At 67.9% G+C, this 26,811-nt stretch carries 26 protein-coding genes and 1 pseudogene; 3 read left to right on the top strand and 24 right to left on the bottom strand.

Features of this window, described 5'->3' with window-relative positions; genetic code table 11:
* The first annotated feature begins 394 nt into the window (after positions 1 to 394).
* Positions 395 to 1,759, top strand: coding sequence for a group II intron reverse transcriptase/maturase (gene ltrA, locus ACPYIS_RS02735; RefSeq protein ID WP_424858785.1), 1,365 nt, complete (start codon positions 395 to 397; stop codon positions 1,757 to 1,759).
* Positions 1,760 to 2,424: 665 nt separating this feature from the next.
* Here ltrA and ACPYIS_RS02730 read toward each other — a convergent pair.
* The 9 genes from ACPYIS_RS02730 to ACPYIS_RS02690 all read right to left on the bottom strand — a co-directional run bounded on the left by ACPYIS_RS02730 (position 2,425) and on the right by ACPYIS_RS02690 (position 11,955).
* Positions 2,425 to 3,117, bottom strand: coding sequence for a response regulator (locus ACPYIS_RS02730; RefSeq protein ID WP_024890386.1), 693 nt, complete (start codon positions 3,115 to 3,117; stop codon positions 2,425 to 2,427).
* Complete coding sequence (locus ACPYIS_RS02725) at positions 3,114 to 5,804, bottom strand: DUF4118 domain-containing protein (protein ID WP_424895122.1); 2,691 nt, start codon at positions 5,802 to 5,804, stop codon at positions 3,114 to 3,116. The genes ACPYIS_RS02730 and ACPYIS_RS02725 overlap by 4 nt, the downstream gene beginning before the upstream one ends.
* A gap of 25 nt (positions 5,805 to 5,829) precedes the next feature.
* Positions 5,830 to 6,633, bottom strand: a complete 804-nt coding sequence (locus ACPYIS_RS02720) for a TorF family putative porin (RefSeq protein ID WP_165908687.1) — start codon at positions 6,631 to 6,633, stop codon at positions 5,830 to 5,832.
* Positions 6,634 to 6,757: 124 nt separating this feature from the next.
* Positions 6,758 to 7,345 (bottom strand): potassium-transporting ATPase subunit KdpC, encoded by a 588-nt coding sequence (kdpC, locus tag ACPYIS_RS02715; RefSeq protein ID WP_043689643.1) that lies wholly within the window; start codon positions 7,343 to 7,345, stop codon positions 6,758 to 6,760.
* A gap of 21 nt (positions 7,346 to 7,366) precedes the next feature.
* On the bottom strand, positions 7,367 to 9,433 hold the full coding sequence (gene kdpB, locus ACPYIS_RS02710) for a potassium-transporting ATPase subunit KdpB (protein WP_132765568.1): 2,067 nt from the start codon (positions 9,431 to 9,433) through the stop codon (positions 7,367 to 7,369).
* Between the two features lie 28 nt (positions 9,434 to 9,461).
* Positions 9,462 to 11,207, bottom strand: coding sequence for a potassium-transporting ATPase subunit KdpA (gene kdpA / locus ACPYIS_RS02705; RefSeq protein WP_144326737.1), 1,746 nt, complete (start codon positions 11,205 to 11,207; stop codon positions 9,462 to 9,464).
* Entirely contained in the window at positions 11,204 to 11,302 is a 99-nt protein-coding gene (locus ACPYIS_RS02700) for a potassium-transporting ATPase subunit F (protein WP_132765337.1), read from the bottom strand. The genes kdpA and ACPYIS_RS02700 overlap by 4 nt, the downstream gene beginning before the upstream one ends.
* Positions 11,292 to 11,432 carry a hypothetical protein gene (locus ACPYIS_RS02695; protein WP_160170686.1) on the bottom strand — a complete coding sequence of 47 codons (141 nt, stop codon included), beginning with the start codon at positions 11,430 to 11,432 and terminating at the stop codon, positions 11,292 to 11,294. Before ACPYIS_RS02695 ends, ACPYIS_RS02700 begins: the two co-directional genes overlap by 11 nt.
* Positions 11,433 to 11,568: 136 nt before the next feature.
* Entirely contained in the window at positions 11,569 to 11,955 is a 387-nt protein-coding gene (locus tag ACPYIS_RS02690; RefSeq protein WP_132765335.1) for a nuclear transport factor 2 family protein, read from the bottom strand.
* Between the two features lie 100 nt (positions 11,956 to 12,055).
* On the opposite strand from ACPYIS_RS02690, the gene ACPYIS_RS02685 reads away from it, so the two are divergent.
* Entirely contained in the window at positions 12,056 to 12,853 is a 798-nt protein-coding gene (locus tag ACPYIS_RS02685; RefSeq protein WP_024890393.1) for an AraC family transcriptional regulator, read from the top strand.
* 25 nt (positions 12,854 to 12,878) lie between these two features.
* On the opposite strand, the gene ACPYIS_RS02680 is transcribed toward ACPYIS_RS02685, so the two are convergent.
* The 11 genes from ACPYIS_RS02680 to ACPYIS_RS02630 form a co-directional block, all read right to left on the bottom strand.
* On the bottom strand, positions 12,879 to 13,334 hold the full coding sequence (locus ACPYIS_RS02680; protein WP_024890394.1) for a GNAT family N-acetyltransferase: 456 nt from the start codon (positions 13,332 to 13,334) through the stop codon (positions 12,879 to 12,881).
* 239 nt (positions 13,335 to 13,573) lie between these two features.
* Complete coding sequence (locus ACPYIS_RS02675; RefSeq protein ID WP_424895123.1) at positions 13,574 to 14,080, bottom strand: hypothetical protein; 507 nt, start codon at positions 14,078 to 14,080, stop codon at positions 13,574 to 13,576.
* The gene (locus ACPYIS_RS02670; protein ID WP_004869841.1) at positions 14,077 to 14,460 is read right to left on the bottom strand and encodes a hypothetical protein; all 384 of its coding nucleotides are present in this window, start codon (positions 14,458 to 14,460) and stop codon (positions 14,077 to 14,079) included. The genes ACPYIS_RS02675 and ACPYIS_RS02670 overlap by 4 nt, the downstream gene beginning before the upstream one ends.
* Entirely contained in the window at positions 14,457 to 15,836 is a 1,380-nt protein-coding gene (locus tag ACPYIS_RS02665) for a recombinase family protein (RefSeq protein ID WP_424895124.1), read from the bottom strand. The genes ACPYIS_RS02670 and ACPYIS_RS02665 overlap by 4 nt, the downstream gene beginning before the upstream one ends.
* On the bottom strand, positions 15,836 to 16,279 hold the full coding sequence (locus tag ACPYIS_RS02660) for a DUF2924 domain-containing protein (protein WP_424895125.1): 444 nt from the start codon (positions 16,277 to 16,279) through the stop codon (positions 15,836 to 15,838). Before ACPYIS_RS02660 ends, ACPYIS_RS02665 begins: the two co-directional genes overlap by 1 nt.
* On the bottom strand, positions 16,276 to 16,470 hold the full coding sequence (locus ACPYIS_RS02655; RefSeq protein WP_424895126.1) for a hypothetical protein: 195 nt from the start codon (positions 16,468 to 16,470) through the stop codon (positions 16,276 to 16,278). Before ACPYIS_RS02655 ends, ACPYIS_RS02660 begins: the two co-directional genes overlap by 4 nt.
* A gap of 104 nt (positions 16,471 to 16,574) precedes the next feature.
* Positions 16,575 to 18,614, bottom strand: a complete 2,040-nt coding sequence (locus ACPYIS_RS02650) for a hypothetical protein (protein WP_425974141.1) — start codon at positions 18,612 to 18,614, stop codon at positions 16,575 to 16,577.
* 82 nt (positions 18,615 to 18,696) lie between these two features.
* A protein-coding gene (locus ACPYIS_RS02645) for an IS3 family transposase (RefSeq protein ID WP_424859250.1) occupies positions 18,697 to 19,868 on the bottom strand; the annotation gives its coding sequence in 2 pieces (ribosomal slippage) (positions 18,697 to 19,613 and positions 19,613 to 19,868; 1,173 coding nt in all).
* A gap of 115 nt (positions 19,869 to 19,983) precedes the next feature.
* Positions 19,984 to 20,787, bottom strand: coding sequence for a hydroxyacylglutathione hydrolase (gloB, locus tag ACPYIS_RS02640; protein WP_424895128.1), 804 nt, complete (start codon positions 20,785 to 20,787; stop codon positions 19,984 to 19,986).
* On the bottom strand, positions 20,778 to 22,082 hold the full coding sequence (gene gshA, locus ACPYIS_RS02635) for a glutamate--cysteine ligase (protein ID WP_424895129.1): 1,305 nt from the start codon (positions 22,080 to 22,082) through the stop codon (positions 20,778 to 20,780). Before gshA ends, gloB begins: the two co-directional genes overlap by 10 nt.
* An 86-nt stretch (positions 22,083 to 22,168) precedes the next feature.
* Positions 22,169 to 22,564, bottom strand: coding sequence for a VOC family protein (locus tag ACPYIS_RS02630; protein WP_424895130.1), 396 nt, complete (start codon positions 22,562 to 22,564; stop codon positions 22,169 to 22,171).
* Between the two features lie 246 nt (positions 22,565 to 22,810).
* Here ACPYIS_RS02630 and ACPYIS_RS02625 point away from each other — a divergent pair, with 246 nt between their 5' ends.
* Positions 22,811 to 24,049, top strand: coding sequence for an IS256 family transposase (locus tag ACPYIS_RS02625; protein ID WP_132963481.1), 1,239 nt, complete (start codon positions 22,811 to 22,813; stop codon positions 24,047 to 24,049).
* On the opposite strand, the gene ACPYIS_RS02620 is transcribed toward ACPYIS_RS02625, so the two are convergent.
* From ACPYIS_RS02620 to ACPYIS_RS02605, 4 genes and pseudogenes are all read right to left on the bottom strand, one after another.
* Complete coding sequence (locus ACPYIS_RS02620; protein WP_425973845.1) at positions 24,014 to 24,301, bottom strand: ribbon-helix-helix domain-containing protein; 288 nt, start codon at positions 24,299 to 24,301, stop codon at positions 24,014 to 24,016. The genes ACPYIS_RS02625 and ACPYIS_RS02620 overlap by 36 nt on opposite strands.
* Before the next feature lie 35 nt (positions 24,302 to 24,336).
* Positions 24,337 to 24,490, bottom strand: a pseudogene (locus ACPYIS_RS02615) (GMC oxidoreductase); the annotation flags it as partial.
* Positions 24,491 to 24,610: 120 nt separating this feature from the next.
* Positions 24,611 to 25,192, bottom strand: coding sequence for a DJ-1/PfpI family protein (locus tag ACPYIS_RS02610; protein ID WP_424895132.1), 582 nt, complete (start codon positions 25,190 to 25,192; stop codon positions 24,611 to 24,613).
* Between the two features lie 28 nt (positions 25,193 to 25,220).
* The gene (locus tag ACPYIS_RS02605; RefSeq protein ID WP_424895133.1) at positions 25,221 to 26,789 is read right to left on the bottom strand and encodes a GMC family oxidoreductase; all 1,569 of its coding nucleotides are present in this window, start codon (positions 26,787 to 26,789) and stop codon (positions 25,221 to 25,223) included.
* Between the last annotated feature and the right edge of the window lie 22 nt (positions 26,790 to 26,811).

Genomic DNA, 26,811 nt, shown 5'->3' with positions numbered 1-26,811 from the left:
CCGCCCCTATCTCGATGTGCGCCCGGCACGGGCGCACTCTTGTGGGTGAAAGTCCCACCGTAAGTTGATCACAGCGAACGAAGCGAAGCGCAACTGCATGAGGGCGACCGAGTGTGGGGAGGAAGCGTGGAGCGAAACTGCGAGCCGATGGACAAGAACCGGATAGAAGGCGCTGCCGAGCAGGGCGAGCGGGCATGAATCCGCGAAGCTCTCGTGATCAAGGCGAAGCGGCGTAAATCCGGCGGTTGTGCAGTGAAGGAGTGCGTTCTTACCCGGGGAGATCTCGCCTTATGCCTGAAAGGGCGACGTGGTGACACGGAGCGAGAAGTCAGCAGAGGCCATAGTAGCTGCCAGTCGTGGGCGAAGGGCCGAACGAGAAGGAGTGCTTGAGACCATGTCGATGCTGGAAGCAAGGCGTCAGAAGTCTGCGCAAGCAGAGCGGGCGGGGGTAGCGCACGGTGAAGCCGGGCGGGAACCTGTCAGCGACGAAGCGGCCGGCCCGCGACGGGACACCGAGAGCACAGGGCCGGGACTGCTGCAAGCGGTTCTGGCGAGAGAGAACCTGCGGCGAGCATGGAAGAGAGTCAAAGCCAACAAAGGCGCAGCCGGCGTGGATGGGCTGGACATTGACCAGACCGCCCGCCATCTGGTGACGGCGTGGCCATTGATTCGGGAACAACTGCTGCAGGGGAGGTACCGGCCCAGTCCGGTACGACGGGTAACGATCCCGAAGCCGGACGGTGGCGAGCGCGAGCTCGGCATTCCGACGGTCACGGATCGGCTGATCCAGCAAGCACTGCTGCAAGTGCTGCAACCGCTACTTGACCCGACATTCAGCGAGTACAGCTACGGCTTCCGGCCGGGCCGACGAGCCCACGACGCGATACTGGCGGCGCAGGGCTACATCCAGTCCGGACGGAAGATCGTGGTTGATGTCGATCTGGAGAAATTCTTTGATCGAGTCAATCACGACATCCTCATCGACCGCCTACGCAAACGCATCGACGATGCTGGAATCATTCGGCTGATACGGGCGTACCTGAACAGCGGCATCATGAGCGATGGCGTAGTGTTTGAGCGGTATCAAGGCACGCCGCAAGGTGGGCCGCTGTCGCCGCTGCTGGCGAATGTGATGCTGGACGAAGTGGATAAGGTACTGGAGAAGCACGGCCACTGCTTTGCGCGCTATGCCGACGACTGCAACGTCTATGTCCGTAGTCGGAAAGCTGGCGAACGGGTCATGGCGCTGCTGCGCAAGTGTTACGGCAAGCTGAGGCTCAAGATCAATGAAGCCAAGAGTGCGGTGGCCAGCGTCAAGGGAAGGAAGTTCTTGGGCTACAGCTTCTGGTTTGGCAAGGAGGGCGTCAAGCGCAGGGTGGCCGACAAGCCGATGGCGACGTTCAAGCAGCGGGTGAGGCAACTGACCCGGCGCTCAGGCGGACGCAGCATGGCGGAGGTCATTGAGCGACTGAAACCTTATCTGTTGGGATGGAAAGCCTACTTTGGGCTGGCGCAAACACCGGGCGTCTGGCGATCGCTGGACGAATGGCTGCGCCACCGACTACGGGCGATCCACCTCAAGCACTGGAAGCGGGGTAGCACGATCTACCGGGAACTGCTCAACCTAGGCGCGTCCGAACACGTGGCAAAGCGGGTGGCAGGCAATTCCCGCTGCTGGTGGCGGAATAGCGCGGGCGAGCTCAACCGGGTGCTGACCATTGCCTACTTCGACAAACTTGGCGTTCCCCGTCTCTCATGACCTCAACTTCTCGAACCGCCCGGTGCGGACCCGCATGCCGGGTGGTGTGGGAGGGGCCCGGTCAGGTATCCTGACCGCCCCTATCCCGATTGCCCGCAACGCCAGTGTTGGCGCGGCTTCCGAGTAAGGCCTCGCGAGCGCTGGCGGTAGCCGCGCCTCCCGTTTCGGTCATTTCCGCCTCTCTGAGCGGGTGTGTTCTCTGCCGGTCTCGCGAGGACTCGTGAGACGAGTGCTTGGCCGATCAAGCCCTTACGCGCGCAGGTTGGGGTGTGTGAGTGGTAGGCGGCGTGGAGTCGAACGGGCCACGACGGCGTGATGGCCTGCAGAAAAAACGAAGGGCCGGGTCACCCCGGCCCATCGCGGTAGCTCAACGGGCACCCTTCCGAAGTTAAGAGCCTACCGCGGCTCGGTGTGCCAAGCAAATGCACTCCTGGCGCTGCGCGGCGCACGCTCTCACCGCACGCGACCCAAGCCCCGGTCCGCCTCCTCGCCATGGAGCATCAGTGTCCCCTCGTCAGCGCACTCAATGCGGCCGCTCGGCTCGATCCCCGAGCCGCGCCGATGCGGGCCCCCTTCGATCCACGACGATCCAGCGGACATCAGGACGATCCGTGTCCTCGATGCTGGGGGTCGTTCGCGCTTGCTGCGCCTCATCGCCGCTGCTGCTAGACCACCAGCCGGTAGCCCACCTGCAGTTCTGTCAGCAGATGGCGCGGCTGCGCCGGATCGTCCTCGAGCTTGCGGCGCAGATTGGCCATGTGCACGCGCAGGTGATGGGTGCGCTCGGCGTGGCCCGGCCCCCAGACCTGGGTGAGCAGCTGGCGGTAGGTGAGCACCGCGCCTTGCGCCCGCAGCAGCGTCACCAGCAGCCGGAACTCGATCGGGGTCAGGTGCACGGTCTCGCCGCGCCGGCGCACGTCGTGGGTGCGCGCGTCCACCTCGACGTCGCCGAAGCGCCAGACCGGCTCGGCCGCCTGCGGCTGCAGCCGGCGTTGCAGCGCGCGCAGCCTCGCCAGCAGTTCGTCGATGCCGAAGGGCTTGGTGAGGTAGTCATCGGCCCCGGCATCCAGCGCGGCGACCTTCTCGCGCTCCTGGTCGCGCGCCGACAGCACGAGGATCGGCACCGGGGACCAGCCGCGCACCTGGGTGATCAGCGTTTTGCCGTCGCCGTCAGGCAGGCCGAGGTCCACGATCAGCAGGTCGGGCCGGCGGGTGGCGGCGTCGATCTGGCCCCGCTTGACGCTCTCGGCCTCGCTCACGCTGTAGCCGGCGTACTCCAGTGCGAGCCGGACGAAGCGGCGGATCGGCGCGTCGTCCTCGATCAGCAGCACATGGCCGCCCGGGGCATCGGTGCTCACGTCTCGACTCCTTCCTGCGGCGCCGGCCGCTGCGGCAGGTGCAAGGCGAACACGCTGCCCTGCGGCTCGCGCTTGCGCGCCTCCACGCGTCCGCCGTGCAGGGCGGCGATGCGCTCCACCAGCGCCAGTCCCAGGCCCATGCCGGTCATCGGCGACTCCGCCGCACCCCGCTGGAACGGCGCGAACAGGCGGCTGGGGTCGTCGCCGGGCCAGCCGGGGCCATCGTCGGCCACCTCGATCACCAAGGTGCCGCCGGGATCCAGCCGCGCGTCCACGGCGATGCGGCAGCCGGCGGGGGTGTGCTTGCAGGCATTGTCCAGCAGATTGACCAGGGCGCGCTCGAGCAGCAGGGCATCCACCTCCACCAGCGGCAGGCCGGCCGCCAGCCGGACCTCGAGCCCATGTCCGGCGCAGGCGCTGCGGACGTGACCGAGCGCGCTGGCGACGATCTCCTCCAGGGCATGCCACTGTCGGTCCAGGCGCGCCTGGCCGGACTGCAGTCGGGCCAGTTGCAGCAGGTTGTCGAGCAGCGACTGCATGGCCCGGGCCTGCTCGACCAGCGCCTGCAGCAGGGGGCGGGCGGGCCCCTCGGCGCCGCGCTGCAGGGCGAGTTCGGCGGTGCCGAGCATCCCGGCCACCGGGGTGCGCAAATCGTGCGAGAGGGACAGCAGCAGGGTGTTGCGCAGGCGTTCTCCCTCCATCTGCACCAGCGTGTCGCGCGCCACCTCGACGAAGTGCACGCGCTCCAGCGCCACCGCGATCTGCCCGGCGCAGGCTTCCAGCGTTTCCAGATCCTCGGGCCGTCGCCAGGGCGGCTCCGCCCGCGGGGCGACGACGAGGACGCCGCGCACGCGCATCGGCGCCTTCAGCGGCAGATAGCGCGCCGGGGCCGCGGCGAGCGTCCCGGTGCCGGCGCCCGCGCTCTCCCCGTGGTCGAGCACCCACTGCGCGATGCTCACGTCCACCGATCGTTCCGGCCGCGCCGGGCGCACGCGGTGCCCGGCGTCGGGCAGCACGACCGTGATGGCGGCCTGGAAGTGCGCGCCCACGGTCTCTTCGGCGATCTCGACGATCCGTTCGCTTTCCAGCGCACCGGACAAGGCATTGGCCAGGCGGGTCAGCAGTGCGCTGCGCCGTTCGCGCTCGCGCATCGCCAGCACGGCAAAGCGAAGCCGTGCTGTCAGCTGGCCGATGATCAGCGCGACGGCGAGCATCAGGGCAAAGGTCAGCAGGTACTGCGTGTCGCTGACGGCGAACGACAACTGCGGCTGGACGAAGAAGAAGTCGAAGCACAGCACCGCCAGCAAGGCCGCGAGGGCGCCGGCCGTGCGTCCAGCCCGCAGCGCCACCAGCACCACCGCCAACAGGTACACCATCACGATGTTCGCCAGATCGAACACCCGTGCGAGCGGCCAGGCGACGACGGTGGCCAGGGCACAGGCGGCCGCGGCCCAGGCCAGCGGGTGACGGGTGCGAGGCTCCCGGTCCGGCGCGCCGAGCGCCGGCCGTGCCTGCACCGCCGCGCCGGGACGGCCCGCCGCCACGCCGATGCGCACCACGTCCACCTCCGGCGCCCGTCGCTGCACCGCGCTCGCCAGGTCGCCGCGCAGGGCGGTCCAGAGGCGGCGCCAGCCCGAGGCCTCGGCGGCCGCGCCCAGCACGATGCGGTTGGCATTGCGCTCCCGCGCGCAGCGCACGAGCGAGGCCGGCACATCGTCGCCGGCCAGGGTCAGGACGTCGGCGCCCAGCCGACGGGCCTCGCCGAGCAGCTCGAGCACCGCTTCCCGCTCCTGGCGCGAGGCGCGATCGTCGAGCCGGTCCACGTACACGGCGATCCATTCGGCCTCCAGCCGGGACGCGAGCCGCGCCGCCGCGCGGACCACCGGGGCATCGCGCGCGCCGCCCAGTCCCACCAGCAGCCGTTCGCGCGCCGGCCAGACGCGGCCGGGATCCTCCCGGGTGCGCTGCGCGCGCATCTGGGCATCCACGCGGTCGGCCACCCGCCGTAGGGCCAGTTCACGCAGGGCGATCAGGTTGCCGGGACGGAAGAAGCGCTCGACGGCCGACTGCGCCACATCGGGCAGATAGACCTTGCCGTTGCGCAGGCGCTGGATCAGGTCGGCGGCCGGCAGGTCGATCAGGGTCACGTCGTCGGCGGCATCGAACACGCGGTCCGGCACCGTCTCGCGCACGCGCACGCCGGTGATCGCGGCCACCACGTCGTGCAGGCTCTCCAGGTGCTGCACGTTGACGGTGGTGTAGACGTCGAAGCCGGCCGCGAGCAGCTCCTCCACGTCCTGCCAGCGCTTGGCATGGCGGCTGCCGGGGGCGTTGGTGTGCGCCAGCTCATCCACCGCGATCAGCGCGGCCGACGAGGCCAGCGCCGCATCGAGATCGAACTCGGTGAGCTCGCGGCCCCGGTACTCGAGGCGCTTGCGCGGCAGTACCGGCAATCCTTCGAGCAGCGCCTGGGTCTCCTTGCGGCCATGGGTCTCGACGATGCCCACGCACACCGCCACGCCTTCGCGCTGGCGCTCGTGCAACGCCTGCAGCATCGCGTAAGTCTTGCCGACGCCCGGACAGGCGCCGAAGAAGAGCTTGAGCCGGCCGCGCCGCTGGCGCGCCTCATCGGCCTGCACTTCGGCGAGCAGGCGGTCGGGATCGGGGCGGTCGGGAGGTCGGCTCATGGGCCCTCCATCATGCCGCAAGGGCCTAGAAGCTACGCGTCAGGATGACGGACAGGCGCGCTCGTCCCATGTTGACGCCATTGAGGTCGGTCCACAGCGCGCGGTCGGCGTTGGTGTCGGTGTACTGCAGGCTCACGGTCGTGCCGTTCCAGGCGGGGCCGATCGTCGAGGCATCGTAGCGGACGCCGAGCTTCCAGTCGGTGTACGAAAACGGGCCCGCCGCACCGCGAAAACGCTGTCGGCCCGCGTGCAGGTCGATCGTCCACGGCCCGTCGCCGATCGGCACCGCCGCCGAGAGGTCGAGGTACGTGCTGCCGGCGGGCGCGTCGAAGCCGAAGGTGTCACCGGCACTGACGTAGAGCTTGGCGGCCAACTGCCGCCATGCGGCGCCCACGAGCAGCTCGGTCGTGTCGGCGCGCACCACGCCCGCCGGGCGGCTGCCCGGATACCGGTAGTGAATGAGACCGACGTCGAATGTCGTGGCCTCATCGGGCTTGAACCGCCAGCCGCCGTAGAGATCCAGCTCCAGGCTGCCGGCACGATAGCCCTGGTAGTCCTGAAGCCAGCCAACGTTCGATCCCGACGACCCGGCATAGAAGCCGGCTTTGCCGCCGAGTTCCACGCCGGCCTGGACCGCGGGCTTGCCACCGGTCTGGGTCAGCCCGCGAAACAGATAGTCGCTGGTCAGGGTGGCGGTGCCGGACACCGTGACGGCGGACGCGTCGCGGTTCTCGTCCCCGGACTGGCTCCAGGCCAGACCCGGCGCGAGGGCCAGCGCCGCGGCCGACAGGCCGGCGAGGCGACGCAGCGTGCAAGCGAAGTGATGCATCGAAAGACTCCTGTGGGTCCGACGGCCGGCGGGCGCCGACCGGAGCGAAGGAAAAGACATCCCCTGACCGCCCCTGCGGGCGGTCTGCGAAGGACGCAGTGGGTTGTGAATCAGCGCGCGGGCGTCACCGTGGCGGACGCGCGTCGAGCGCAAGGTTCAGCGCCAGCACATTGACGCGCGGCATGCCGATCAGGCCCAGCCATGGCCGCTCGGTATGCGCCTGCACGAGCGCGTCGAGTTCCGCAGGCGTCATGCCCCGCGCGCGCGCCACGCGCGGGATCTGCCAGCGCGCGGCCTCGGGCGAGACGTGAGGGTCGAGCCCGCTGGCCGAGGCGGTCACCAGCTCCATCGGCACCGGCTGCGTCGTCTCCGGTTGGGCCGCGCGCAGCGCTTCGATGCGCGCGCGCACTGCGTCCACCAGCGCCGGATGGCTCGGCGCGAGGTTGCTGCCGCTGGAGGCGGCCGCGTTGTAAGGCACGGGCGCGGTCGCCGAGGGGCGGCCCCAGAAGTACTTGGGGTCGTCGAAGGCCTGACCGATCAGCCGGCTGCCGACGACCTGCCCGTTGCGCTCGATCAGGCTGCCGTTGGCCTGCACCGGCATCAGGCCCTGGGCCACGGCGGTGAGCGCCAGGGGATAGACGAGTCCGGTGATCACGGCCAGTACGGCGAAGAGCGCGAGGGCAGGACGCACAAGGGTTCGCAAGGTGTTCATGGACGAGCTCCGTTCCAAGGCTCAGGCCAGGCCCAGCGCCGCCAGCGCCAGGTCGATCAGCTTGATGCCGATGAAGGGCGCGATGACGCCGCCCAGACCGTAGAGAAGCAGGTGCCGGCGCAGCAACGCCTCGGCCGACTGCGCCCTCCAGCGCACGCCCTTGAGTGCCAGCGGGATCAGCGCCACGATGATGAGCGCGTTGAAGATCACCGCCGACAGGATCGCCGACTGCGGGCTCGTCAGTCGCATCACGTCCAGCGCCGCGAGCTGCGGATAGGTGCCCACGAAGGCCGCCGGGATGATCGCGAAGTACTTGGCCACGTCGTTGGCGATCGAGAAGGTGGTCAGCGCCCCGCGCGTCATCAGCATCTGCTTGCCGACCTCGACCACCTCCAGCAGCTTGGTCGGGTTCGAGTCGAGATCGACCATGTTGCCGGCCTCCTTGGCCGCCTGCGTGCCCGCGTTCATCGCCACCGCCACGTCCGCCTGCGCCAGCGCGGGCGCATCGTTGGTGCCGTCGCCGGTCATCGCCACGAGGTGGCCCTCGGCCTGGTAGCGGCGGATCAGCGCGAGCTTGTCCTCGGGCATGGCTTCGGCCAGGAAGTCGTCCACCCCGGCCTCGGCGGCGATCGCAGCGGCCGTGAGCCGGTTGTCGCCGGTGACCATCACCGTCTTGATGCCCATGCGGCGCAGCTCGGCGAAGCGCTCGCGGATGCCTCCCTTGACGATGTCCTTGAGCTCGACCACGCCCAAGGCGCGCGCGTCCTCGGCCACCACCAATGGCGTGCCGCCCTCGCGCGCGATGGCCTCGGCGCGCTCACGCACCGCCTCCGGCAGGCGGCCGCCCGCCTCCTCGACGAAGCGCTGCACCGCATCGAGCGCGCCCTTGCGGATGCGCCGGCCGTCGAGGTCCACCCCGCTCATCCGGGTGCGCGCGGAAAACGCGATGAAGTGCAGGCCTGCCGTCTCGCGGCCACGCAGTCCGTGGCGTTCCTTGGCCAGCACGACGATGGAGCGCCCTTCGGGCGTCTCGTCGGCCAGCGAGGCGAGCTGCGCCGCATCGGCCAGGGCCGGCTCCGTGACCCCGGGCGCGGGGTGGAAGGCCACCGCCTGCCGGTTGCCGAGCGTGATCGTGCCGGTCTTGTCCAGCAGCAGCACGTCCACGTCGCCGGCGGCTTCCACCGCGCGGCCCGAGGTGGCGATCACGTTGGCGCGCAGCATGCGGCTCATGCCGGCGATGCCGATGGCGGCCAGCAGCGCGCCGATCGTCGTCGGGATCAGGCACACCAGCAGCGCCACCAGCACCGTCACCGACACCGGCTGGCCCTGGCCCGCCGCCTGCACGCTGTACTGCGACAGCGGCCAGAGCGTGGCGCAAACGATCAGGAACACCAGGGTCAGCGCCACCAGCAGGATGGTCAGCGCGATCTCGTTGGGCGTGCGGCGGCGCTTGGCGGACTCGACCATCGCGATCATGCGGTCCAGGAAGGTGTGGCCCGGCTGCGCGGTGATGCGTACCACCAGCCAGTCCGACAGCACGCGCGTGCCCCCGGTCACCGCCGAGCGGTCGCCACCGGACTCGCGGATCACCGGGGCCGACTCGCCGGTGATGGCCGACTCGTCCACCGAGGCCACGCCCTCGATGACCTCGCCGTCGGCCGGGATCACGTCGCCGGCCTCCACCAGCACCACGCGGCCGGCGGACAGCTCGTCGCTCGGCACCGGGATCCAGGACGCACCGTGGTGCGGCTCTTGCAGCACCTTGGCGTACACGCGCTTCTTGGCCGAGCGCAGCGCCGCCGCCTGGGCCTTGCCCCGGCCCTCGGCCAGCGCCTCGGCCAGGTTGGCGAACCACACCGTCAGCCACAGCCAGGCTGCCACCGCGAGCGTGAAGCCCACCGGCGCGGCCATGCGCCCCGTGGCGGCGGCCACGCCGATCGCCGTCACCAGCGCGGCGCCGACCCACACCACGAACATCACCGGGTTGCGCCATTGCGCCTGCGGCGCCAGGCGCCACAGCGATTCGCGCAAGGCGGCGCGCAGCAGCGCCGCATCCCAGGGGCCGGCCGCGCGCGGATTCGTCACCATCGTCGTCATGTCGTTCCTCCCGGGCGCTTCAGCGGCCCGACATCAGCGTCAGGTGCTCGGCCACCGGCCCGAGCGCCAGCGCCGGCACATAGTTCAGCGCTCCCACCAGCAGCACTGCGGCCACCAGCAGCACGACGAACAGCCCGTTGTTGGTGGCCAGCGTGCCGGCCGAGGGCGGCACGCGCGGCTTGGCCGCGAGGCTGCCGGCCAGCGCCAGCGCCGGCACGATCACCAGGAAGCGCCCGAACCACATCGCCGCGGCCAGCAGCACGTTCCAGAACGGCGCGTTGGCCGACAGGCCTGCAAAGGCCGAGCCGTTGTTGTTGCCGGCCGAGGTCAGCGCATACAGCGCCTGCGACAGGCCGTGCGCGCCGGGGTTCGTCAGGCCTGCCAGGCCCGGCTCCACGCGCAGCGCCAGCGCCGTGCCCGCCAGCACCAGCGCGGGCACCACGATCACCGCCAGCGAGACCATCTTCATCTCGTAGGCGCCGATCTTCTTGCCCAGGTACTCCGGCGTGCGGCCGACCATCAGCCCGGCGATGAACACCGCGATCACCGCGAACAGCAGCATGCCGTACAGCCCCGAGCCGACACCGCCGTAAACGACCTCGCCCAGCTGCATCAGGAACATCGGCACCGAGCCAGCCAGCGGCATCAGGCTGTCATGCATGGCATTGACCGCGCCGCAGCTGGCGGCGGTCGTGACCGCAGCAAACAGCATCGAGCCGACCACGCCGAAGCGCGTCTCCAGCCCCTCAAGGCTCGGGCCGCTCAGGCCCAGCGCCGCAAGCTGCGGGTTGGGCTGATGCTGCGCGATCACCCCCACGGCATAGAGTGCGACGAACAGCACGGTCATCACCCCGGCCAGCGCCGCGCCCTGGCGTGCATCGCCCGCCCAGCGCCCGAACAGGAACACCAGCGCCAGCGGGATGAGGAGGATCGAGACCATTTCCAGCAGGTTCGACAGAGCCGTCGGGTTCTCGAACGGATGCGCAGAATTGGCGTTGAAGAAGCCCCCGCCATTCGTGCCCAGCATTTTGATCGCCTCCTGCGAGGCCACCGGGCCGATCGCGATGGTCTGGGTCGCTGCGGTGTGCGTGACCTGCCGACTTGCTTCCTGAACAGTGTAGGAAACAGGATCGATGAGAGTCACTTCGTGTCCGGCCGCCAGCGTCTGCGGCACGCCCTGGCTAACGAGGAACAGCGCGAACACCGCCGACAGCGGCAGCAGCACCCACAGAGTGGCGCGCGTAAGATCTAGCCAGGCGTGACCCACACCGGAGCTGGTTTTGCGCACGAAGCCGCGGATCACCGCCAGCGCCACCGCGATGCCGGTGGCCGCCGACAGGAAGTTCTGTACGGTAAGCCCCAGCATCTGCGTGCCATGGCTCATCGTGGATTCGCCGCCATAGCTCTGCCAATTGGTGTTGGTGACGAAGGAGACGGCGGTGTTCAGCGCCAGATCCGGCGCCACCGCACCGAAGCCCTGCGGGTTGAACGGCAACACTGCCTGCAGCCGCAGGATCGCGTACAGCGCCGCCAGCCCCACGAGGTTGAACACGAGGATCGCCAGCGCATAGCGCCACCACGGCATGTCCTCGTCCGGCCGGCTGCCGGCCAGCCGCAGCACCCCGCGCTCGATCGCGCCCACGAAGCGCACGCGCGCGGCGAGCCGGCCGCTGAAGACGCCATCGAGCCAGCGCGCCAGCGCCCAGGCCAGCGGGAACAACAGCGCCAGGAACAGCGCGAGCTGCACCCAGGGATTGGCGTTCATTCGAAGTCCTCCACCGCCAGCAGGGCGTAGACGAGATAGGCCAGCAGCCCGATGACGAGCACCCCGGCGGTCATGATCAGTGCCTCAGGCTCCATCGCCGTGACCTCCGTTCGACTCGATTCGGTTGCCTTGCGGGGCAGGGGGCGACAGCCGGCGGCATCCCGCCAGCGCGCCCAGGGTGATCAGCGCGAAGGCGGCCGCCCAGCCAAGAAACACGATGTCCATGCAGTCCTCCACGAGGGGATGTACACGCTGCACATTCTGGCCCGTGCGGCATCAAGCCGGCGCCCGATTCGTGCCCAGCGGTATCAAGGCGGCATCAAGACGAGGCGTCGTCGACGCCATCCTGTGAGGTCCGGTCTCACCGCACGCGACCCAAGCCCCGGTCCGCCTCTTGGCCTTCGAGCATCAGCGTCACCTCGTCGACGCACTCGAAGCGGCCGCTCGCATCCAAGCGGGCGAAGAGGTAGACCTCCTGCACCACGGTGGCGCCGTCGCGCTTGCGCACGTGCACGCGGTGATGGCTGGCGTAGCGTCGCAGATCGCGCCATTCGTCGAGCACCTCGATGCGGGCGGACGCCACCAGCTCGCGCAGCCTGCGCGCATGCGCGGCAAAGCCGTTGCGGTCGTCCCAGTGCCCATCGGTGCGCTGGCGGTAGTCGGGGCTGAAATGCCAATCGAGGAAGGTGTCGAGCGGTATGTCCTGCCGGTTGAGCAGGTCGTCCAAGGCGTGGTGGATCGAAGTCATGGGGGGTCCAGGGATCGAACAGAAGGAGCGTCCAGCGTATCGACATGCGCAGGGCTGCGATGCGGCCTGCACGCCATGCGATACCGCTACGATGCCAAGCATGGACGACCCCTTGATCGCGCCCCGTTGGGCCGAGGCCCGCCAGGGGCCGGTGATGTGTGCGGTGCTGCGGCGCAGCGGCCGGGTGCGGCACACGCGCGAGCATCGTCACGTGCGCGGCCAACTGCTGGGCACCGAGACCGGGCTGCTGACGGTGCAGGCAGCGCGGCACCGCTGGATCGTGCCGGCCTCGCATGCGGTGTGGGTGCCGCCGCAGACGCTGCATGCGGCGCACTCGCACGGGCCGTTTGCGGGCTGGAGCGTGTACCTGGCCCCCGAAGCCTGCGCGGCCTTGCCGGCCGAGCCCTGCGTGCTGGCGCTCACCCCGCTGTTGCGCGCGGCGGTGGGGCATGCGGCCCATCTGGCGGCCGACGGCACGACCGACCCGCAGCGGCTGGAGCGTTTGGCGGCCGTGATGCTCGACGAGATCGCCGCCTCGACACCGCTGCCCTGGAGCGTGCCGATGCCCAGCGACCGCCGCCTGCGGCGCATCGCCCAAGCCTTGTGCGACCACCCCGGCGACCCACGGCCGCTGGCGGATTGGGCCCGCTGGGCGGGGTTGTCGTCGCGCACCGCCTCGCGCCGTTTCGTGGCCGAGACCGGGTACAGCTTCACGCACTGGCGCCAGCGCCTGCGCCTGCTGCACGCCGCCGGCCGTCTGGCCGAGGGTGTGCCGGTGGTCGCCGTCGCGGCCGAGTCGGGCTACCGCAACCCCAGCAGCTTCATCGCGGTGTTCCGCGAGGTCTTCGGCACGACGCCGGGGCAGTATGCAGCGACAAGCCCACGCCGCAGACGCTGACGCCGGCCGCTTGCCGCACCGGGCCTCATTGCACCCAAGCCAAGGCCCAAAACGGATCCTCGCGGCTGGGCGCGGCCAGGCGCCGCCAGCCCAGCGCCTCGAAGAAGGCCAGGGCTTCGGGGTTGTCCTCGGCCACGTAGGCACGAAAGCATCGGCGCTCGCGCAGCGCGGGCTGCGCCAGCAAGGCCGCCCAGGCGCGCCGCCCCCAGCCCTGGCCGCGCAGGGCGGGATCGACGGCCCAGTCGGTGAGGACCCAAGCCCCGTGCTCGGGGTCAGGGGTGAGGCCGATGACGGCGACCAGCGCCGCGCCATACCGCACCGTCCATTGCTCGCCCTCGGTGTCGGCCAGCACATGGGCCAGCCACTCCTCGTCCATCGGGCCCAGATGCCGGTTCAAGCGCGCGTCGGCGTACCAGGCGCGGTAGGTGGGGAAATCCTCGGCGGCAAAGCGCCGCACTTCAAGCGTGGACTCGGGCGTCATGGGGCGAGGCCAATCTGGAGTTCGATGCGGTCGTCGGGCGAGTCGGGACCGTGCCAGACGTGGTAGACCTCGCGGGTCTGTGCATCGGGGGTCCACCCTGCTGCTGCGACGACGCGCCATCCAAGCCGAGCTTCGCGCGCTGCTCGCAAGAGCGTCATGAAGGGCACCCACCGTCTTGCATCGAAACGGTCCGGTGATCTTGCGCATGTGAAGTACGGCGAGTTCGGATCCGCAAGTGCTCATCGCCTGGAAGATTCCTCGAGCGCGCCCCGACGATGAAGCCGCTTAAGCTGACTACATTGATCCTGCCACAACGTCGCCCATGGCTGGCGCAGCACCGGGTCGAGGCGATGCTGCGGCTCGCGCAGCAAGGTCTCGATCACCGCCGGCGCCAGCAAGGTCAAGCGCAGCAGTCGGCGCACTTGGGTGACGTCGAGATGCTCGGCCTGCGCGATCTCCGTCACCGACGCCACCCGCTCCTCGTGGAGCAGTCTCTGCCAGTGGTGCGCCAGCCCAAGCGCACGCAACAACGCCGTGTCCTTCGCCTCGGTGCGCAGCGGCTCGCCCCCCGCCGACCCCACCTCGACCGCCTTCTGCACACCGGGCGGTGCGATCACCTCGCGGCGGATACCGCGCTGCACCAGCCGCCAGGGCACGAAGGTTTCCAGTTTCACGCCGCCCGCCGGCGTCGGCAGTTTCTGGGTGACCGGCGCTCCCTCGATGCGTCCCCGGTGCTTCGTGCTCACGCTTTCTCCTCGAAGCGCCGCACGATCTCGCGCTGGGCCGCCCAGTCCACCGGCAGCGGGTGGCGCTGGAACCAGATCAGGCTCATCCGGCGTGGCTGCCGCCCGGCCATCAGCATCTCGACGATGTCGGGCGCGAGCAGCGTCAGGCGCAGCAGCTCGTTGACCACCGAGTGGTGCAGCCCTTCGGCACGCGCGATGGCCGAGCCGCTGGGCATCGCGCCGCTGTCTAGCAGCCGTTGCCAGTGGAAGGCCCGTGCCATCCCTTCGATGAGCGTGCTGTCGTGCGCGTCCCGGTCCTCGGCCTGGTGCTGAACCAGCCGGCGCACGCCGCGCCGCCGCAGGGTCAGCGGCACGAAGGTCTCGAGCGTCCCGTCCTTCATGCCTCGACCTCCAGCAGCTCGGCGCCGATGCTCCTGGGCGCGAACTCGCCGATCAAGGCGTCCCAGCCCAGTTCGCGCCACTTCACCCGGATGCCCTGCATCTCGTCGGTGTGGACGAGATCGATGCGCTCGATCATCAGGTTGGCGATGCGGTGCTGCTCAACCGGGAAGAGCTGATCCCACACGTCGTTGAGGCGGCCCATCGCCATCACGACCGTGGCCTCGTCGATCGGTGCGCCCTGGCGTTGGACGTGACGCACGACCGCTGCAATGGATTCGGGGCTGGTCAGCACGGTGCGGATCTGGGCTACGACTGCCGCCTCAATCTCCCCGGCGGGCAGGCGCTCGTAACTCTTGCCCGGCGCGCCGAAGCGACTCTCGGACTTGGAGACGTAGTACTGGTACTTGCGTCCGTTTTTGCGCGAGTAGGTCGGGTACATGCGTTCGCCCGAAGGGGCATAGAGCAGTCCCCGTAGCAAGGCGTCGGTGCGTGACCGGATCTTGGTCTCCACAGAGCGCGCGTGGCTGTCGCGGGCCAGCACCGCGTGAACCTGGTCCCACAGCTGGCGTTCGATGATCGGCTCGTGCACGCCGGGGTACCACTGGCCCCGGCTCGACAGCTCCCCGAGGTAGATGCGGTTGCGCAGCACCTTGTGGATGTACTTCTTGTCGATACGTGTGCCGGTGCGAACCCGCCCGTCCTGCGTCGTCCACGCCTTGGTCGTGATGCCCTCGGCAGTCAGTCGAGCAGCGATCTGGGTCGGCGAACCGATTGAGAGCATCTCCTCGAAGATGCGGCGCACCACGGCCGCCTCGGCTTCGTTGATGACCAGTTGCCGGTTCGCCACGTCGTAGCCCAGTGGCGGCACGCCGCCCATCCACAGCCCCTTCTTCTTGGCCGCGGCGATCTTGTCGCGGATGCGCTCACCGGTGACCTCGCGCTCGAACTGGGCGAAGGACAGCAGGATGTTGAGCGTGAGCCGCCCCATCGAGGTCGTGGTGTTGAATTGCTGGGTCACCGAGACGAAGGACACGCCCTGGCGCTCGAACACCTCGACCATCTTGGAGAAGTCGGCGAGGCTCCTCGTCAGGCGGTCGATCTTGTAGACCACCACGATGTCGATCAGCCCGCGCTGGATATCGGCCATCAGGCGCTTCAAGGCCGGGCGCTCGGTGTTGCCGCCCGAGAAGCCGGGATCATCGTAGTCGTCGGCGACAGAGATCCAACCCTCGCTCCTTTGGCTAGCGATGAAGGCGTGGCCCGCCTCCTTCTGCGCGTCGATGGAGTTGAACTCCTGGTCGAGCCGCTCGTCCGAGGACACCCGGCAGTAGACCGCACAGCGCTTGCGTGCCTTGGTGGAGGCGATTTCCGTCATCAGGCGCCTCCCTTCAGGCCGAAGAACAGCGGGCCGCTCCAATGCTGGCCGGTGATGTGCCGCGCCACGGCGGTCAGGCTCTTGAAGCGGCGGCCTTCGTATTCGAAGTGACCATCGGCGTCAACCGTCACCCGGTGCTCGCGCTCGCCCCATTCGCGTAGCAGCACGGTGCCCGGTGCGAAGTCGAACTTGCGCGGGCGCGCGCGCAGTTTGATCTTGGAGTGCTTCGCGCCGATGGCCTCAAGGCGCTGGCGCGTTTCGGGTGCGAGTCCGCCGAAGGCTTCTTCCTGCAGCTTGTAGGCGATGCGGGACTCGACGTGCGTGCGATTCGGATGTTCGGGCCGGCGCTCGAAGTGCCGGTCCCACAGGACCCACAGCTCGGCCATCGGGAGATGACCCAGGTCGGCGATCCGCGTCGCAATGGACGCTGACTTCTCGCTCATGACAACTTCTCCGTTGGATAGGGGGTTGCATGAACGCGCTGGTCGGGCAGGAAGCCAAGGCGAACCGCGCTCTGTTCCAGCCCGGAAGACCCGAGGGTACGGACGATGGCGGCCGCGAGGATGGTGGTGATTTCGCCAGCACGGGCGCTTGCGCTCATCTCTGCCGGAGATGCAAGTTCGAGGTTTCTCATGACGGCTCCAGGGAATCGAAACCGCCAGGGATGATGTGCGCAGATTTCCGAAGCGGATCGCAACGCCGATCAATCGGCGCGGCGCGCTGACGCCTCAACGGCGGTCAGACGTCTTCGGTGACTGCTTCGATCGCAGCGCTGCGCGTGTCGCTGTCATCGACGACCACTCGATCGAGTGGGGTCAGCTTCAGCTGCCACGCCCGCGTGCCTGGGACCCTTTCGAGATAGTCGCGCCAGGGCGAGTGCTTGCCGGTGAAGAGGTTGGCCGGAGACGTGCAGCCCGTGCCGGCCATCAGCGCCTTCGTGTTGACGTGGGGCGTTCCTGCGGCCCAGGCCTCCACCAGCCGCTGCAAGACGGCGATCCTTGCTTTGCCCGTGACCCGCCACGGCGCCTTGCCCGGAAGGTACAGCGTCGCCGCGTGACCATCGGGGGCGACCTTGAGCGTCACCGTCGACCCGCCCATGGCCGCCAGTTGCCCGTGGCGATAGGCCACCTTCAGCCGGTCCAGGTCGATGGCGCTGCCGTTGCCCGCATCGGCGAGCACATCCTCGATGGGAATGACGACATTGGTGCCGGCGAATGGCAGCGGCGTCGAGGTCGTCGTCAACACCACGCCCGCCACCGGGCGCGGACGAAGCCTCAGCGCAGCGTCGACTTTCGCGTACGCGCGCTCGTGGGACATCCTGGAGGCGAAGTACAGCGCCACGGCATGGCCGTCGATGTCGATCTCGCCAAGGAACACCGGCTCGTCGTCGAAGTGCCGACTGCGGGGTCCTTTCAAGGCCGATCCCAGCGCCGTGATCAATTCCTCGCGCAACCAGTCCAGCTGCACCTTCCAGCGCCGGGCGAGACGGGCCGGCAGGACCACGTCCTTGCCTGTCAGGGGATCGCGGTAGCGCACGGTGTCGGCATCGGCGCAACGTTCGAGCACCACCTTCATCGGCTCGCCTTCGTCGACGGGGACCGACAGCTCGGCAATGCGCTCGCCTTCGATGAGGATGCCTTCGTCCTGCAGCCGCTCGATGTCGATGCCGAGCTTATGCAGTGCGAAGCCGTCCATCGGGCTGCTGGCGCTCTCCAGAAGCCGGGCCACCTGCGCGATCAGGCTCGGATCGTCCCGCCCGCAGCCCGGGTGCAGCGGTTTGCGCACCCCCAGGGCCTCGAGCAGTTGCATCCCGGCGCGGCGCAGGCGTTGGTCTTTCTCGCCAGCCAGGCTGCAGCGACCGGGCTCGGCCAGCACGATGGCCAGCGGGGTGGCCGCCGTCTCCCCCTCGAACACCAGTTCGGCCACCAGGGTCACACCGAGCAAGGCACCAGGCTGCGCGAAGGGGTGGTTGCCCCAGCGCTCGTCGATCACCTCGTGCAGTTCTGCGCCGCTGTCGATGTGCAGCGTGACGGCGTCCGTGGCATGCCCAAGCAAAGCCTTGGCTTCGGTCAGATACAGCCGCTCGATGCGGCCCCCGTCGATGCGCGGCTTGGTGTCCTTCAGTGGCCGCGCAAAGCGCGACAGGTCGTAGCGCGAGCGGTCCAGCGGACGGTTCGACAAGGGGGCCTTGAAGCCGTGCCGGGACAGCACGTTGGCCAGCGGCGCACGGGTGCCCAGCGTCGGGGCAAAGACTTCGACGAGCCCACGATGAGGCGCGTAGATGAGGGTGGCGTCGCGCGCCGGGAAGTAGAAGAAGCTCTTGCGCTGGCGGTTGCGCATCTCCACCGCGGCCACCTGATCGCCGGCGAAACGCACCACGAGGTAGTGTGTCGCCTGGGTCTGGCCTTGCCGGTTCGGCTCCTCCATGGCCACGTGGATGACCTCGCAGGGCTCGGCCAGCCGCATCGCCTCGGTGAGTTGCGCTTCCAGCCGGTCCTTGACCGCATCGTTCCACAGGAAGGGCGGCGCCTCGCCAGGCACGTCGAACGCGTCGTGCAGGCGTTTGAGCCCCTTCAGGTCCTGGGTGTTGACGATGGACTCGGCAGTGTCGAAGAGCTTGGCCGTCTCCTCCGAGTGGGTGCGCATCCAGACCGCACGCCCTACCTCGCCGCCGTCCTGCCTCCGAAAACACGCGATCAGGTCCTCGTCGTAGAGTTGCTCGGCCACCGTGGAGAGCACGGCCGCGCCGCGCGGCGTGGACAGGCGCAGCACGCGCAGGCCCAGGGCATCGCAATAGAAGCGAAGGGATGCATCCAGGTCTGACCTTGCCCGCGAGTTCCGGATCCCATAGCTGAGACCGTTACGCAGCCTGCCTTTTCTGGGCGGCAAGCCAAGCCCGTTCGAATTGCATCGGACTGACATAGCCCAACGACGAATGAAGCCGCCGGTGGTTGTAGAACGTCAGCCAGTCGACGATCTCGTCCATGGCGTCGCGCCGGGTCTTGAAGCGTTTGCCGTGCAGCCTGCCCACCTTGAGCGAGCCCCACAGGCTTTCCGTGGGCGCATTGTCCCAGCAGTTCCCCTTGCGACTCATCGAGCTGCGCATGCCGTAGCCGGTCAGCGCCTTCTGGAAGTCGGCACTGCAGTATTGGCTGCCGCGATCGCTGTGGCATATCAGTCCCGGCGGCGGATGGCGGCGGAACCAGGCCATGTGCAACGCGTCAATCACCAGCTCGCGCCGCATGTGCGGCTGCATCGACCAGCCCACGACCTGGCGGCTGAACAGGTCGATGATCACCGCCAGGTACAGCCAGCCCTCGTCGGTGGCCACATACGTGATGTCGCTCGTCCACACGGCGTTCGGCGTGGCCGGCTTGAACTGCCGATCCACAAGGTTCGGCGCCACCGGCAGCTTGTGGTTGCTGTCGGTCGTAGCCTTGAACTTGCGCTTGCCTCGGGCGCGGATGCCGTGCAGGCTCATGAGCTTGCGAACGCGCTCCTTACCCACCCGAATGCCGCGTGCCAGCAGTTCCTTCCAGATCCGCGGCCAGCCGTACTCGCCACGCGTTTCGGCATGGATCGCTCGGATATGAACCAGCAGAGCATCGTTGCTGATCCCACGTCGTGGTCGTGCCTGGCGCACACGGTGGTCGTGGTACCCACTGGGGCTCACCCCCAGAACTGCGCACGCCACCGACACGGGCCAGCGCTTGCGGTTACGCTCGATCCAGGCGTACTTCACCCCCGCTCCTTCGCGAAGTACGCCGTCGCTTTTCCCAGGATGTCGCGCTCCATCTTGACCCGCGCCAGCTCCGCGCGCAGCCTGGCGATCTCCATCTGCTCTGGGCTCACCGGCTTGCTTCCAGCCCCCGCCAGACGACCGTCTCGGTCCGCACGGATCCAGTTGTGCAGCGTCTGTTGCGCAATGCCCAGGATCTTCGCCGTCGCCGCCATGCTCTGGCCAGCCTTGACCAGCCTGACCGCTTCCAGCTTGAACTCCAGCGTGTAGCGCGCTCTCGTTGCCTTCGTCACTTCCGTTCTCCTTGCCTGTATTCAACCACTCAGCAAGGGATCCGGTTTCCAGGGGCAAGGTCAGTCTGTCACGCGGACCATGGTGTGGAGGTATTTCATAGGGTAGCTGCCGGCCTCAAGCCGGTCGGAAGTTGTTCTTGAGTTCGCGCAGCGTGGCAAACACGGCCACGTCGCCATCCGGGACCGTGGCGAGCGCGGCCAGGCCAGCGCGCAGGCCCGGATCGCGCGAGCGCAGGAAGGGATTGACCAGGCGCTCGGTGGCCAGTTGGCTGGGCAGCGTGGGTGCGCCGCGCGCGCGCAGTGCATCGCAATGTGAGATGTAGGCTTGCAGCGCGGCGTTGCCCGGCTCCACCGCCTGCGCGAACCGCAGGTTGGACAGGGTGTATTCGTGAGCGCAACAGACGCGCGTGGCCGCCGGCAGGCCGTTCAGCCGGTCCAGCGAGGCCAGCATTTGCGCAGGCGTGCCCTCAAACAGCCGGCCGCAGCCGCCCGAGAACAGCGTGTCCCCGCAAAACAGCAGCGGCCCGCCCGGTACGTGATTGCCAAAGTAGGCCACGTGGCCGGCGGTATGGCCGGGGACGGCGATGACCTCGAAGTCCTGCCCCAGCACCTGCAGCCGGTAGCCCTCGCCCACGCGGGTGACGGGTTCGGGAAGCACCTCGCCCACGGGGCCGAAGACGGCGGCGCCGCTGTCCGCCACCAGCTCGGCCACGCCGCCGGTGTGGTCGTGGTGGTGGTGCGTCAGCAGGATGCCCGCCAGGATCAGGCCCTGCTCCTGCAACGCTGCGCGCACGGGGCCGGCATCGCCAGGGTCCACGACCCAGGCGTGCTGGCCGTCATGCAGCAGCCAGATGTAGTTGTCGCTGAAAGCGGGGATGCACTGCAGTTGGGGCGAAGGGGCGGTGGTGTTCAGGCGCATGCGAGCTCCTCGGCCGCCCGCGCCGGCCCCTGCTCCAGTTCGGAACTGGCGGCCAGGGCCGCGAGCCGGGCGACCACGCCATAGAGGTAGAAAAGGTTGGGCCCGCTCGTCCCCGGTGGCTGGCCGTGCTGCACCGACAGCGCTGCGGGGTCACAGGCCATGGGCTGGAACCGGGCGCCTGGTGCATTCAGGTTCTCGTCGGCCCCGCGCTCGGCATGCAGGCGGTAGAACCCACCCACCACGGCCCGGTCGATCATGTACACCACGGGCTCGGCCGTGGCACCGCCCACGCATTCGCGCGTCCGCACACCTTCTTGCAGGATGGCCTCGGACACCTGCAGGCCGTCCTTCACCACGGCCATCTTGTTGCGCGTGCGGCGGTTGAGCGCGCCCAGCTCGCTGGCGTCGCGCACCATCATGATGCCCATGCCGTAGGTGCCGTTGTCGGCCTTGACCACGATGAAGGGGCGCTCGGCGATGCCGTATTCCTTGTACTTGCGGCGGATGCGGTTCAGCAGCGCATTGGCTTGCTCTTGCAGGCGCTCCAGGCTGTGGCCTTCGGCGAAGTCGAGGTTGTCGCAATGGTCGAAAAGGGCTTGTAAGAGCCAGGGGTCCAGGCCCAGCAGCTTGCCGAAGCGCTTGCAGACCTCGTCGTAGGCCTGGAAGTGCCGGCTCTTGCGGCGCACATGCCAGCCAGCATGCAGCGGCGGCAGCAGCAATTGCCCTTGCAGGTCTTCGAGGATGCCAGGGACGCCGGCGCTGAGGTCATTGTTGACCAGGATGGCGCAGGGATCGAAGTCCCGCAGCCCGATCCGGTTGCCGCGCCGGAGCAGCGGCTCCAGAGTGAGTGTGCCCCCATCAGGCAGCGCCAGCGCCGTGGCCTCGGCGATGTCAGGGTTAAGGGAGCCTATCCGTACCTCCAGACCAGCGTCGCCCAGGATGCGCTGCAGTTGCGCCACGTTCTGTAGGTAGAAGCCATTGCGGGTGTGGTTTTCCGGCACCAGCAGCAGTCTGCGGGCCTGCGGCGCTCGCCGCTGCAGCGCCAGGCGTGCGGCCTGCGCCGCCGCCGGCAGCATCTCGGCCGAGAGGTTGTTCCAGCCGCCGGGATACAGGTTGGTGTCCACGGGCGCGAGCTTGAAGCCCGCGTTGCGGATGTCCACCGAGCTGTAGAAGACAGGTGTGTGCTGCGTCCATTCCAGGCGGAACCAGCGCTCGATCGCCGGCGACGCGTCCAGAATGTGCTGACCAAGTTCAGAGGGGGCGCCGTCCAGCGCCGTGAGGAAATGGGGAACCATGATGACAGCCTTTGCGGTTCAAGAAGCAGGGGCTGTCCACGCACACGGCGTTCCCCCGCACAGGCCGAGGCAACGCGGCGTTGCGCTCAGCGGTAGTGGCCGTGCTTTTCCAGCACTTCGATCTTGTAGCCGTCCGGGTCCAGGATGAAGAAGAAGCGCGCCAACAGTTCGTCGCCGCTCTTGAATTCCTTGACCGGCAACGGCTCGTAACCTGCGGCGATCAGCTCGGCGTGCCGCGCCGGCACGTCGTCCACCACCACGGCCACGTGGCCGTAACCATCGCCATGCGTATAGGGCGTTTCGCGTCCCTTGTTCCAGGTCAGCTCAATCTCGACGTCGTTCTCTTCGTTGCGCAGGTAGACCAGCGCGAAGTCAGGGAAATCCAGCCGGTGGGCGGGCGTGAGGTTGAAGACCTCGCGGTAGAACTTCAGGGATGCGTCCAGGTCGCGCACCCGGATCATGGTGTGAATCAGTTTGGCCATACGTTGCGTTATTGGTTGAGAGGGGTTGCCTCAGTGTGGGAGATGCTGGGGGTTGCGGACATGCGGCACGTGGCCACCTACGGCGTCTTCCACGGTTTCAGCCGCTTCGAGCTGGTCGCACTTTCGTCGAAGGTAGCGCAGGCACGTGACCCGCAGGAAAGAGGTGAAATTCAGCACATCGCCCCGGTGGGAGGGTGTCAGGATTTTTGTGTGAGGGGCCTACCATGACGACTTCCAGGAGCCCCCATGCCACGCAAGAAGACCACCCCCGCCGCGAAGCCGGACGCCATTCTTCCCGACGAGCTGCTTGAGAAGCTGATCCCCGGACCGATGGACGCCGCCGGCGTCGAGGCCGTGTTCCAGAAGCTGAAGAAGGCCGTGATCGAGCGCGCCTTGGGGGCTGAGCTGGGCGTGCACTTGGCCAGCCCCGAGGGCGGCTGCGGGAACCATCGCAACGGCCGCAGCGGCAAGACCGTGCTGACCGACGGCGGGCCGCTGCGGATCGAGGTGCCCCGCGACCGGGCCGGCAGCTTCGAACCGCAGCTGATCCCGAAGCATGAGCGCCGGTTTGCCGGCTTTGACGACCGGATCATCTCGATGTATGCCCGCGGCATGTCGGTGCGCGAGATTCAGGGCCATCTGGCCGAGATGTACGCCATCGAGGTGTCAGCGGAGTTCATCAGCGCCGTCACCGACGCGGTGATGGCCGAGGTGGGGGCCTGGCAGGCCCGGCCGCTGGAGCCGATGTACCCGGTGGTGTTCTTCGATGCCCTGCGGGTGAAGATCCGCGAGGACGGCGTGGTGCGCAACAAGGCGGTGTATCTGGCCTTGGGCGTGCTGCCGGACGGGACCCGCGACATTCTGGGGCTTTGGATCGAGAACACCGAAGGCGCGAAGTTCTGGATGAAGGTGTTCAACGATCTCAAGACCCGCGGGGTCACGGACCTGCTGATCGGCGTGGCCGACGGCCTGAAGGGCCTGCCGGAGGCACTGGAGGCGGTGTTTCCGGCCACGACCCTGCAGACCTGCATCGTGCACCTGATCCGCAACAGCCTCGACTATGCGAGCTGGAAGGACCGTAAGGCGCTGGCCGCGGCGATCAAGCCGATCTACACCGCACCGAGCGCGGAGGCCGCCGAGCGCGCGCTGGACGCGTTCGAGGCAGGGCCGTGGGGCCAGCGCTTCCCGACCGTGGTCGCGGCCTGGCGGCGGGCGTGGAGCCGGGTGATCCCGTTCTTCGCGTTCCCGCCCGAAGTGCGGCGGATCATCTACACCACCAACGCCATCGAGAGCGTGCATTCGCGGTTACGCAAGATCATCAAGAGCCGCGGGCACTTCCCAAGCGACGAGGCGGCCACCAAGCTGATCTGGCTGGCCTTGCGCAACATCACCGCGGACTGGAAGCGGGCGAGCAAGGAGTGGAAATCGGCGATGAACCAGTTCGCGATACTATACGGCGACCGCTTCACCCTCGCACCACGCTGAACGACACGAGGACAGATTCAGAAACCGCCCCACACACAAAAAACAGGACATCCCCCCCCGGTGGCGCAGGATCTCGTCGTGGAGCTGCACGATCAGGGAGTTGGTGGTAACCCCCTCTTCGGCCGCCAGGCGCGCCAGCGTGTCCCACATGAGGTTTTCCATCCGGATGCTGGTCGACACCCCCCGGATGCGCACGGTGCGGGTACGCGATTCGTAAAGAATCGGATCGGCGGTAACGAAGAATTCACACATGGGGAGTCTCCTGCGTAGAGCGTTTGGGGCCTTGCTTACAGGGCGCGTTGCGCCATCTGCGAAGCGATGTAATCGGCCTGCCGGATCGCCAACGCGACGATGGTCAGTGTCGGGTTCTCCGCGCCGCCGCGTCGTGAACTGGCTGCCGTCCGAAATGAAGAGGTTCGGAATGTCATGGGTCTGCCCCCACTTCGTACTTTGCGCCTTTGCGTTCTTTGCGTTGGAAGAGGCTTTTCCACACGATGGCACAGAGGCACTCACCGCGTGGGTGCATACGGAGCCCGCGGCCTCGCGGACTCCGTCGCCGGATCACGGCTCGATGCGCGTCCCGAGCACTTTCAGGAACTGCGCGATCCAGGCCGGGTGGCCCGGCCACGCGACGCCCGTGACGAGATTGCCATCCGTCACCGCGCCGTCGACGCCCGGGTCCTTGAAGGTGGCGCCGGCGAGTTCCATTTCGGGGCGGCATGCGTAGTAGCCGGTCGCCGTCTTGCCGCGCAAGGCATCGGCCGCGGCCAGGATCTGGACGCCATGGCAGACTGCGGCAATCGGCTTGCCGGTGCTCACGAAGTGCTTGGTGATCTCGATGACCTTGCTGTTCAGCCGGATGTATTCCGGCGCGCGGCCGCCGGAGATCAACAAAGCGTCATACTTGGCCGGATCCACCTCGGCGAAAGTGGCGTTCAGCGTGAAGCGGTGCCCGGGCTTCTCGCTGTAGGTCTGTGCGCCATCGAAGTCATGGATCGCGGTGTGCACGAAGTCGCCCGCCTTCTTGTCCGGGCACACGGTGTGCACCGTGTGCCCGACCATCACCAGCATCTGGAACGGCGCCATCGCCTCGTAGTCTTCGACATAGTCGCCCACCAGTTGCAGAATTTTCTTGGCTGCCATGGCTTTCTCCTTCAGCAAGAGGGATCTGTCAGATTGCGCGCTGCGTCATCTGCTGCGCGATGTAATCGGCCTGCCGGATCGCCAACGCGACGATGGTCAGTGTCGGGTTCTCCGCGCCGCCGGTCGTGAACTGGCTGCCGTCCGAAATGAAGAGGTTCGGAATGTCATGGGTCTGCCCCCACTTGTTGCAGACGCCGTCACGCGGATTGCTGCTCATGCGGCAGGTTCCGAGGTTGTGCGTCGACGGGTAGGGCGGCGTGCGGAAGGTCCTGATGGCACCCACCGCCTTGTAGACCTTCTCGCCTTGTTCATAGGCGTGGTTGCGCATGGCAATGTCGTTGGCATGGTCATCGAAGTGCACATTCGGCACCGGGTTGCCGTACTTGTCCTTGACGTCCTTGTTCAGCGTGACGCGGTTGCTCTCGCGCGGCATATCTTCTCCCACCAGCCACATGCCGGCCATGTGCGTGTAATGATCCAGCCACCAGGCGAACTCTTCACCCCAGGCGCCAGGATTCAGGAATGCCGCCATGAAAGGCAGGCCGAGCGACAGGGTCTCCATCTCGTAGCCGCCGACGAAGCCGCGCTTCGGATTGTTGCCGCTTTCGTCGCCGATATAGCCGGCCATCGTGGTGCCCCGGTACATATGCACCGGCTGGTTGAATGCCGCGTACACACTACCGGTCATGTGGCGCATATAGTTCCTGCCTACCTGCCCTGACGAATTGGCGAGCCCGTCCGGGAATTTGCTCGAGGCCGACAATAGCAGCAGCCGCGGCGTTTCGATCGCGTTGCCGGCCACGCAGACGATGCGCGCCTTTTGGCGCTGCTCCTTGCCGTCCTTGTCGAAGTAGACGACGCCCGTGACCTTGCCCGCGTCATTGTGCTCGATGCGCACCACATGGGATTCCGGGCGCAGGTCGAGGTTTCCGGTCGCCTCGGCCTTCGGCAGCTCGGTGTACAGCGTGGACCACTTGGCGCCGCTCTTGCAGCCTTGAAAGCAGAAGCCCAACTGCAGGCACCTGCCGCGCCCGTCGCGCGGTTGGCTGTTGATGGCCATGCGGCCGGTGTGCACGTCCTTGTAGCCGAGTTTCATGGCGCCGGCGTACATCACCTTGAAGTTGTTGTTGCCCGGAAGCCCCGGAATGCCGTGGGTCCGCGTCACCCCCATCTTGTCCTCGGCCTTCGTGTAGTACGGCTCGAGTTCCTGCAGCGTCAGCGGCCAGTCGAGCAGATTCGCGTCCCTGATCTCGCCATAGACGGTGCGCGCCTTGAACTCGTGCTCCTGGAAGCGCAGGGAGGCGCCGGCCCAGTGGGTCGTGGTGCCGCCCACGGTCTTGCAGATCCAGGCCGGCAAACCAGGAAAGTCCTTGGCGATGCGCCAGCTGCCCGAGGTGGTGCGCTTGTCCAGCCACGCCAGCTGGTTGAAGGCCTTCCATTCGTCGTTGACGAAGGTGTCGGGCGATTGCCGGGCGCCCGCCTCCAGCACGACAACCTTGATGCCCTTTTGGCACAGCTCGTTTGCCAGGGTACCGCCGCCCGCGCCGGAGCCGATGATGACGACCACCGAGTCGTCGCTGTAATCAAATTTGGCCATGAGTGTCTCCTGGTGCGCCCAA

Source organism: Tepidimonas sp. HKU78, from assembly GCF_049860815.1.
Lineage (GTDB): Bacteria > Pseudomonadota > Gammaproteobacteria > Burkholderiales > Burkholderiaceae_C > Tepidimonas.
The sequence above is the reverse complement of the archived record's forward strand: the minus strand, read 5'-3'. Positions and strand labels throughout refer to the sequence as shown.

Coding starts and splice junctions, on each gene's coding strand:
- ltrA (WP_424858785.1), top strand. CDS start 395: ATGTCGATGCTGGAAGCAAGGCGTCAGAAGTCTGCGCAAGCAGAGCGG.
- ACPYIS_RS02725 (WP_424895122.1), bottom strand. CDS start 5,804: ATGAGCCGACCTCCCGACCGCCCCGATCCCGACCGCCTGCTCGCCGAA.
- ACPYIS_RS02720 (WP_165908687.1), bottom strand. CDS start 6,633: ATGCATCACTTCGCTTGCACGCTGCGTCGCCTCGCCGGCCTGTCGGCC.
- kdpC (WP_043689643.1), bottom strand. CDS start 7,345: ATGAACACCTTGCGAACCCTTGTGCGTCCTGCCCTCGCGCTCTTCGCC.
- kdpB (WP_132765568.1), bottom strand. CDS start 9,433: ATGGTGACGAATCCGCGCGCGGCCGGCCCCTGGGATGCGGCGCTGCTG.
- kdpA (WP_144326737.1), bottom strand. CDS start 11,207: ATGAACGCCAATCCCTGGGTGCAGCTCGCGCTGTTCCTGGCGCTGTTG.
- ACPYIS_RS02700 (WP_132765337.1), bottom strand. CDS start 11,302: ATGGAGCCTGAGGCACTGATCATGACCGCCGGGGTGCTCGTCATCGGG.
- ACPYIS_RS02695 (WP_160170686.1), bottom strand. CDS start 11,432: ATGGACATCGTGTTTCTTGGCTGGGCGGCCGCCTTCGCGCTGATCACC.
- ACPYIS_RS02690 (WP_132765335.1), bottom strand. CDS start 11,955: ATGACTTCGATCCACCACGCCTTGGACGACCTGCTCAACCGGCAGGAC.
- ACPYIS_RS02685 (WP_024890393.1), top strand. CDS start 12,056: ATGGACGACCCCTTGATCGCGCCCCGTTGGGCCGAGGCCCGCCAGGGG.
- ACPYIS_RS02680 (WP_024890394.1), bottom strand. CDS start 13,334: ATGACGCCCGAGTCCACGCTTGAAGTGCGGCGCTTTGCCGCCGAGGAT.
- ACPYIS_RS02670 (WP_004869841.1), bottom strand. CDS start 14,460: ATGAAGGACGGGACGCTCGAGACCTTCGTGCCGCTGACCCTGCGGCGG.
- ACPYIS_RS02665 (WP_424895124.1), bottom strand. CDS start 15,836: ATGACGGAAATCGCCTCCACCAAGGCACGCAAGCGCTGTGCGGTCTAC.
- ACPYIS_RS02660 (WP_424895125.1), bottom strand. CDS start 16,279: ATGAGCGAGAAGTCAGCGTCCATTGCGACGCGGATCGCCGACCTGGGT.
- ACPYIS_RS02655 (WP_424895126.1), bottom strand. CDS start 16,470: ATGAGAAACCTCGAACTTGCATCTCCGGCAGAGATGAGCGCAAGCGCC.
- gloB (WP_424895128.1), bottom strand. CDS start 20,787: ATGCGCCTGAACACCACCGCCCCTTCGCCCCAACTGCAGTGCATCCCC.
- gshA (WP_424895129.1), bottom strand. CDS start 22,082: ATGGTTCCCCATTTCCTCACGGCGCTGGACGGCGCCCCCTCTGAACTT.
- ACPYIS_RS02630 (WP_424895130.1), bottom strand. CDS start 22,564: ATGGCCAAACTGATTCACACCATGATCCGGGTGCGCGACCTGGACGCA.
- ACPYIS_RS02625 (WP_132963481.1), top strand. CDS start 22,811: ATGCCACGCAAGAAGACCACCCCCGCCGCGAAGCCGGACGCCATTCTT.
- ACPYIS_RS02620 (WP_425973845.1), bottom strand. CDS start 24,301: ATGTGTGAATTCTTCGTTACCGCCGATCCGATTCTTTACGAATCGCGT.
- ACPYIS_RS02610 (WP_424895132.1), bottom strand. CDS start 25,192: ATGGCAGCCAAGAAAATTCTGCAACTGGTGGGCGACTATGTCGAAGAC.
- ACPYIS_RS02605 (WP_424895133.1), bottom strand. CDS start 26,789: ATGGCCAAATTTGATTACAGCGACGACTCGGTGGTCGTCATCATCGGC.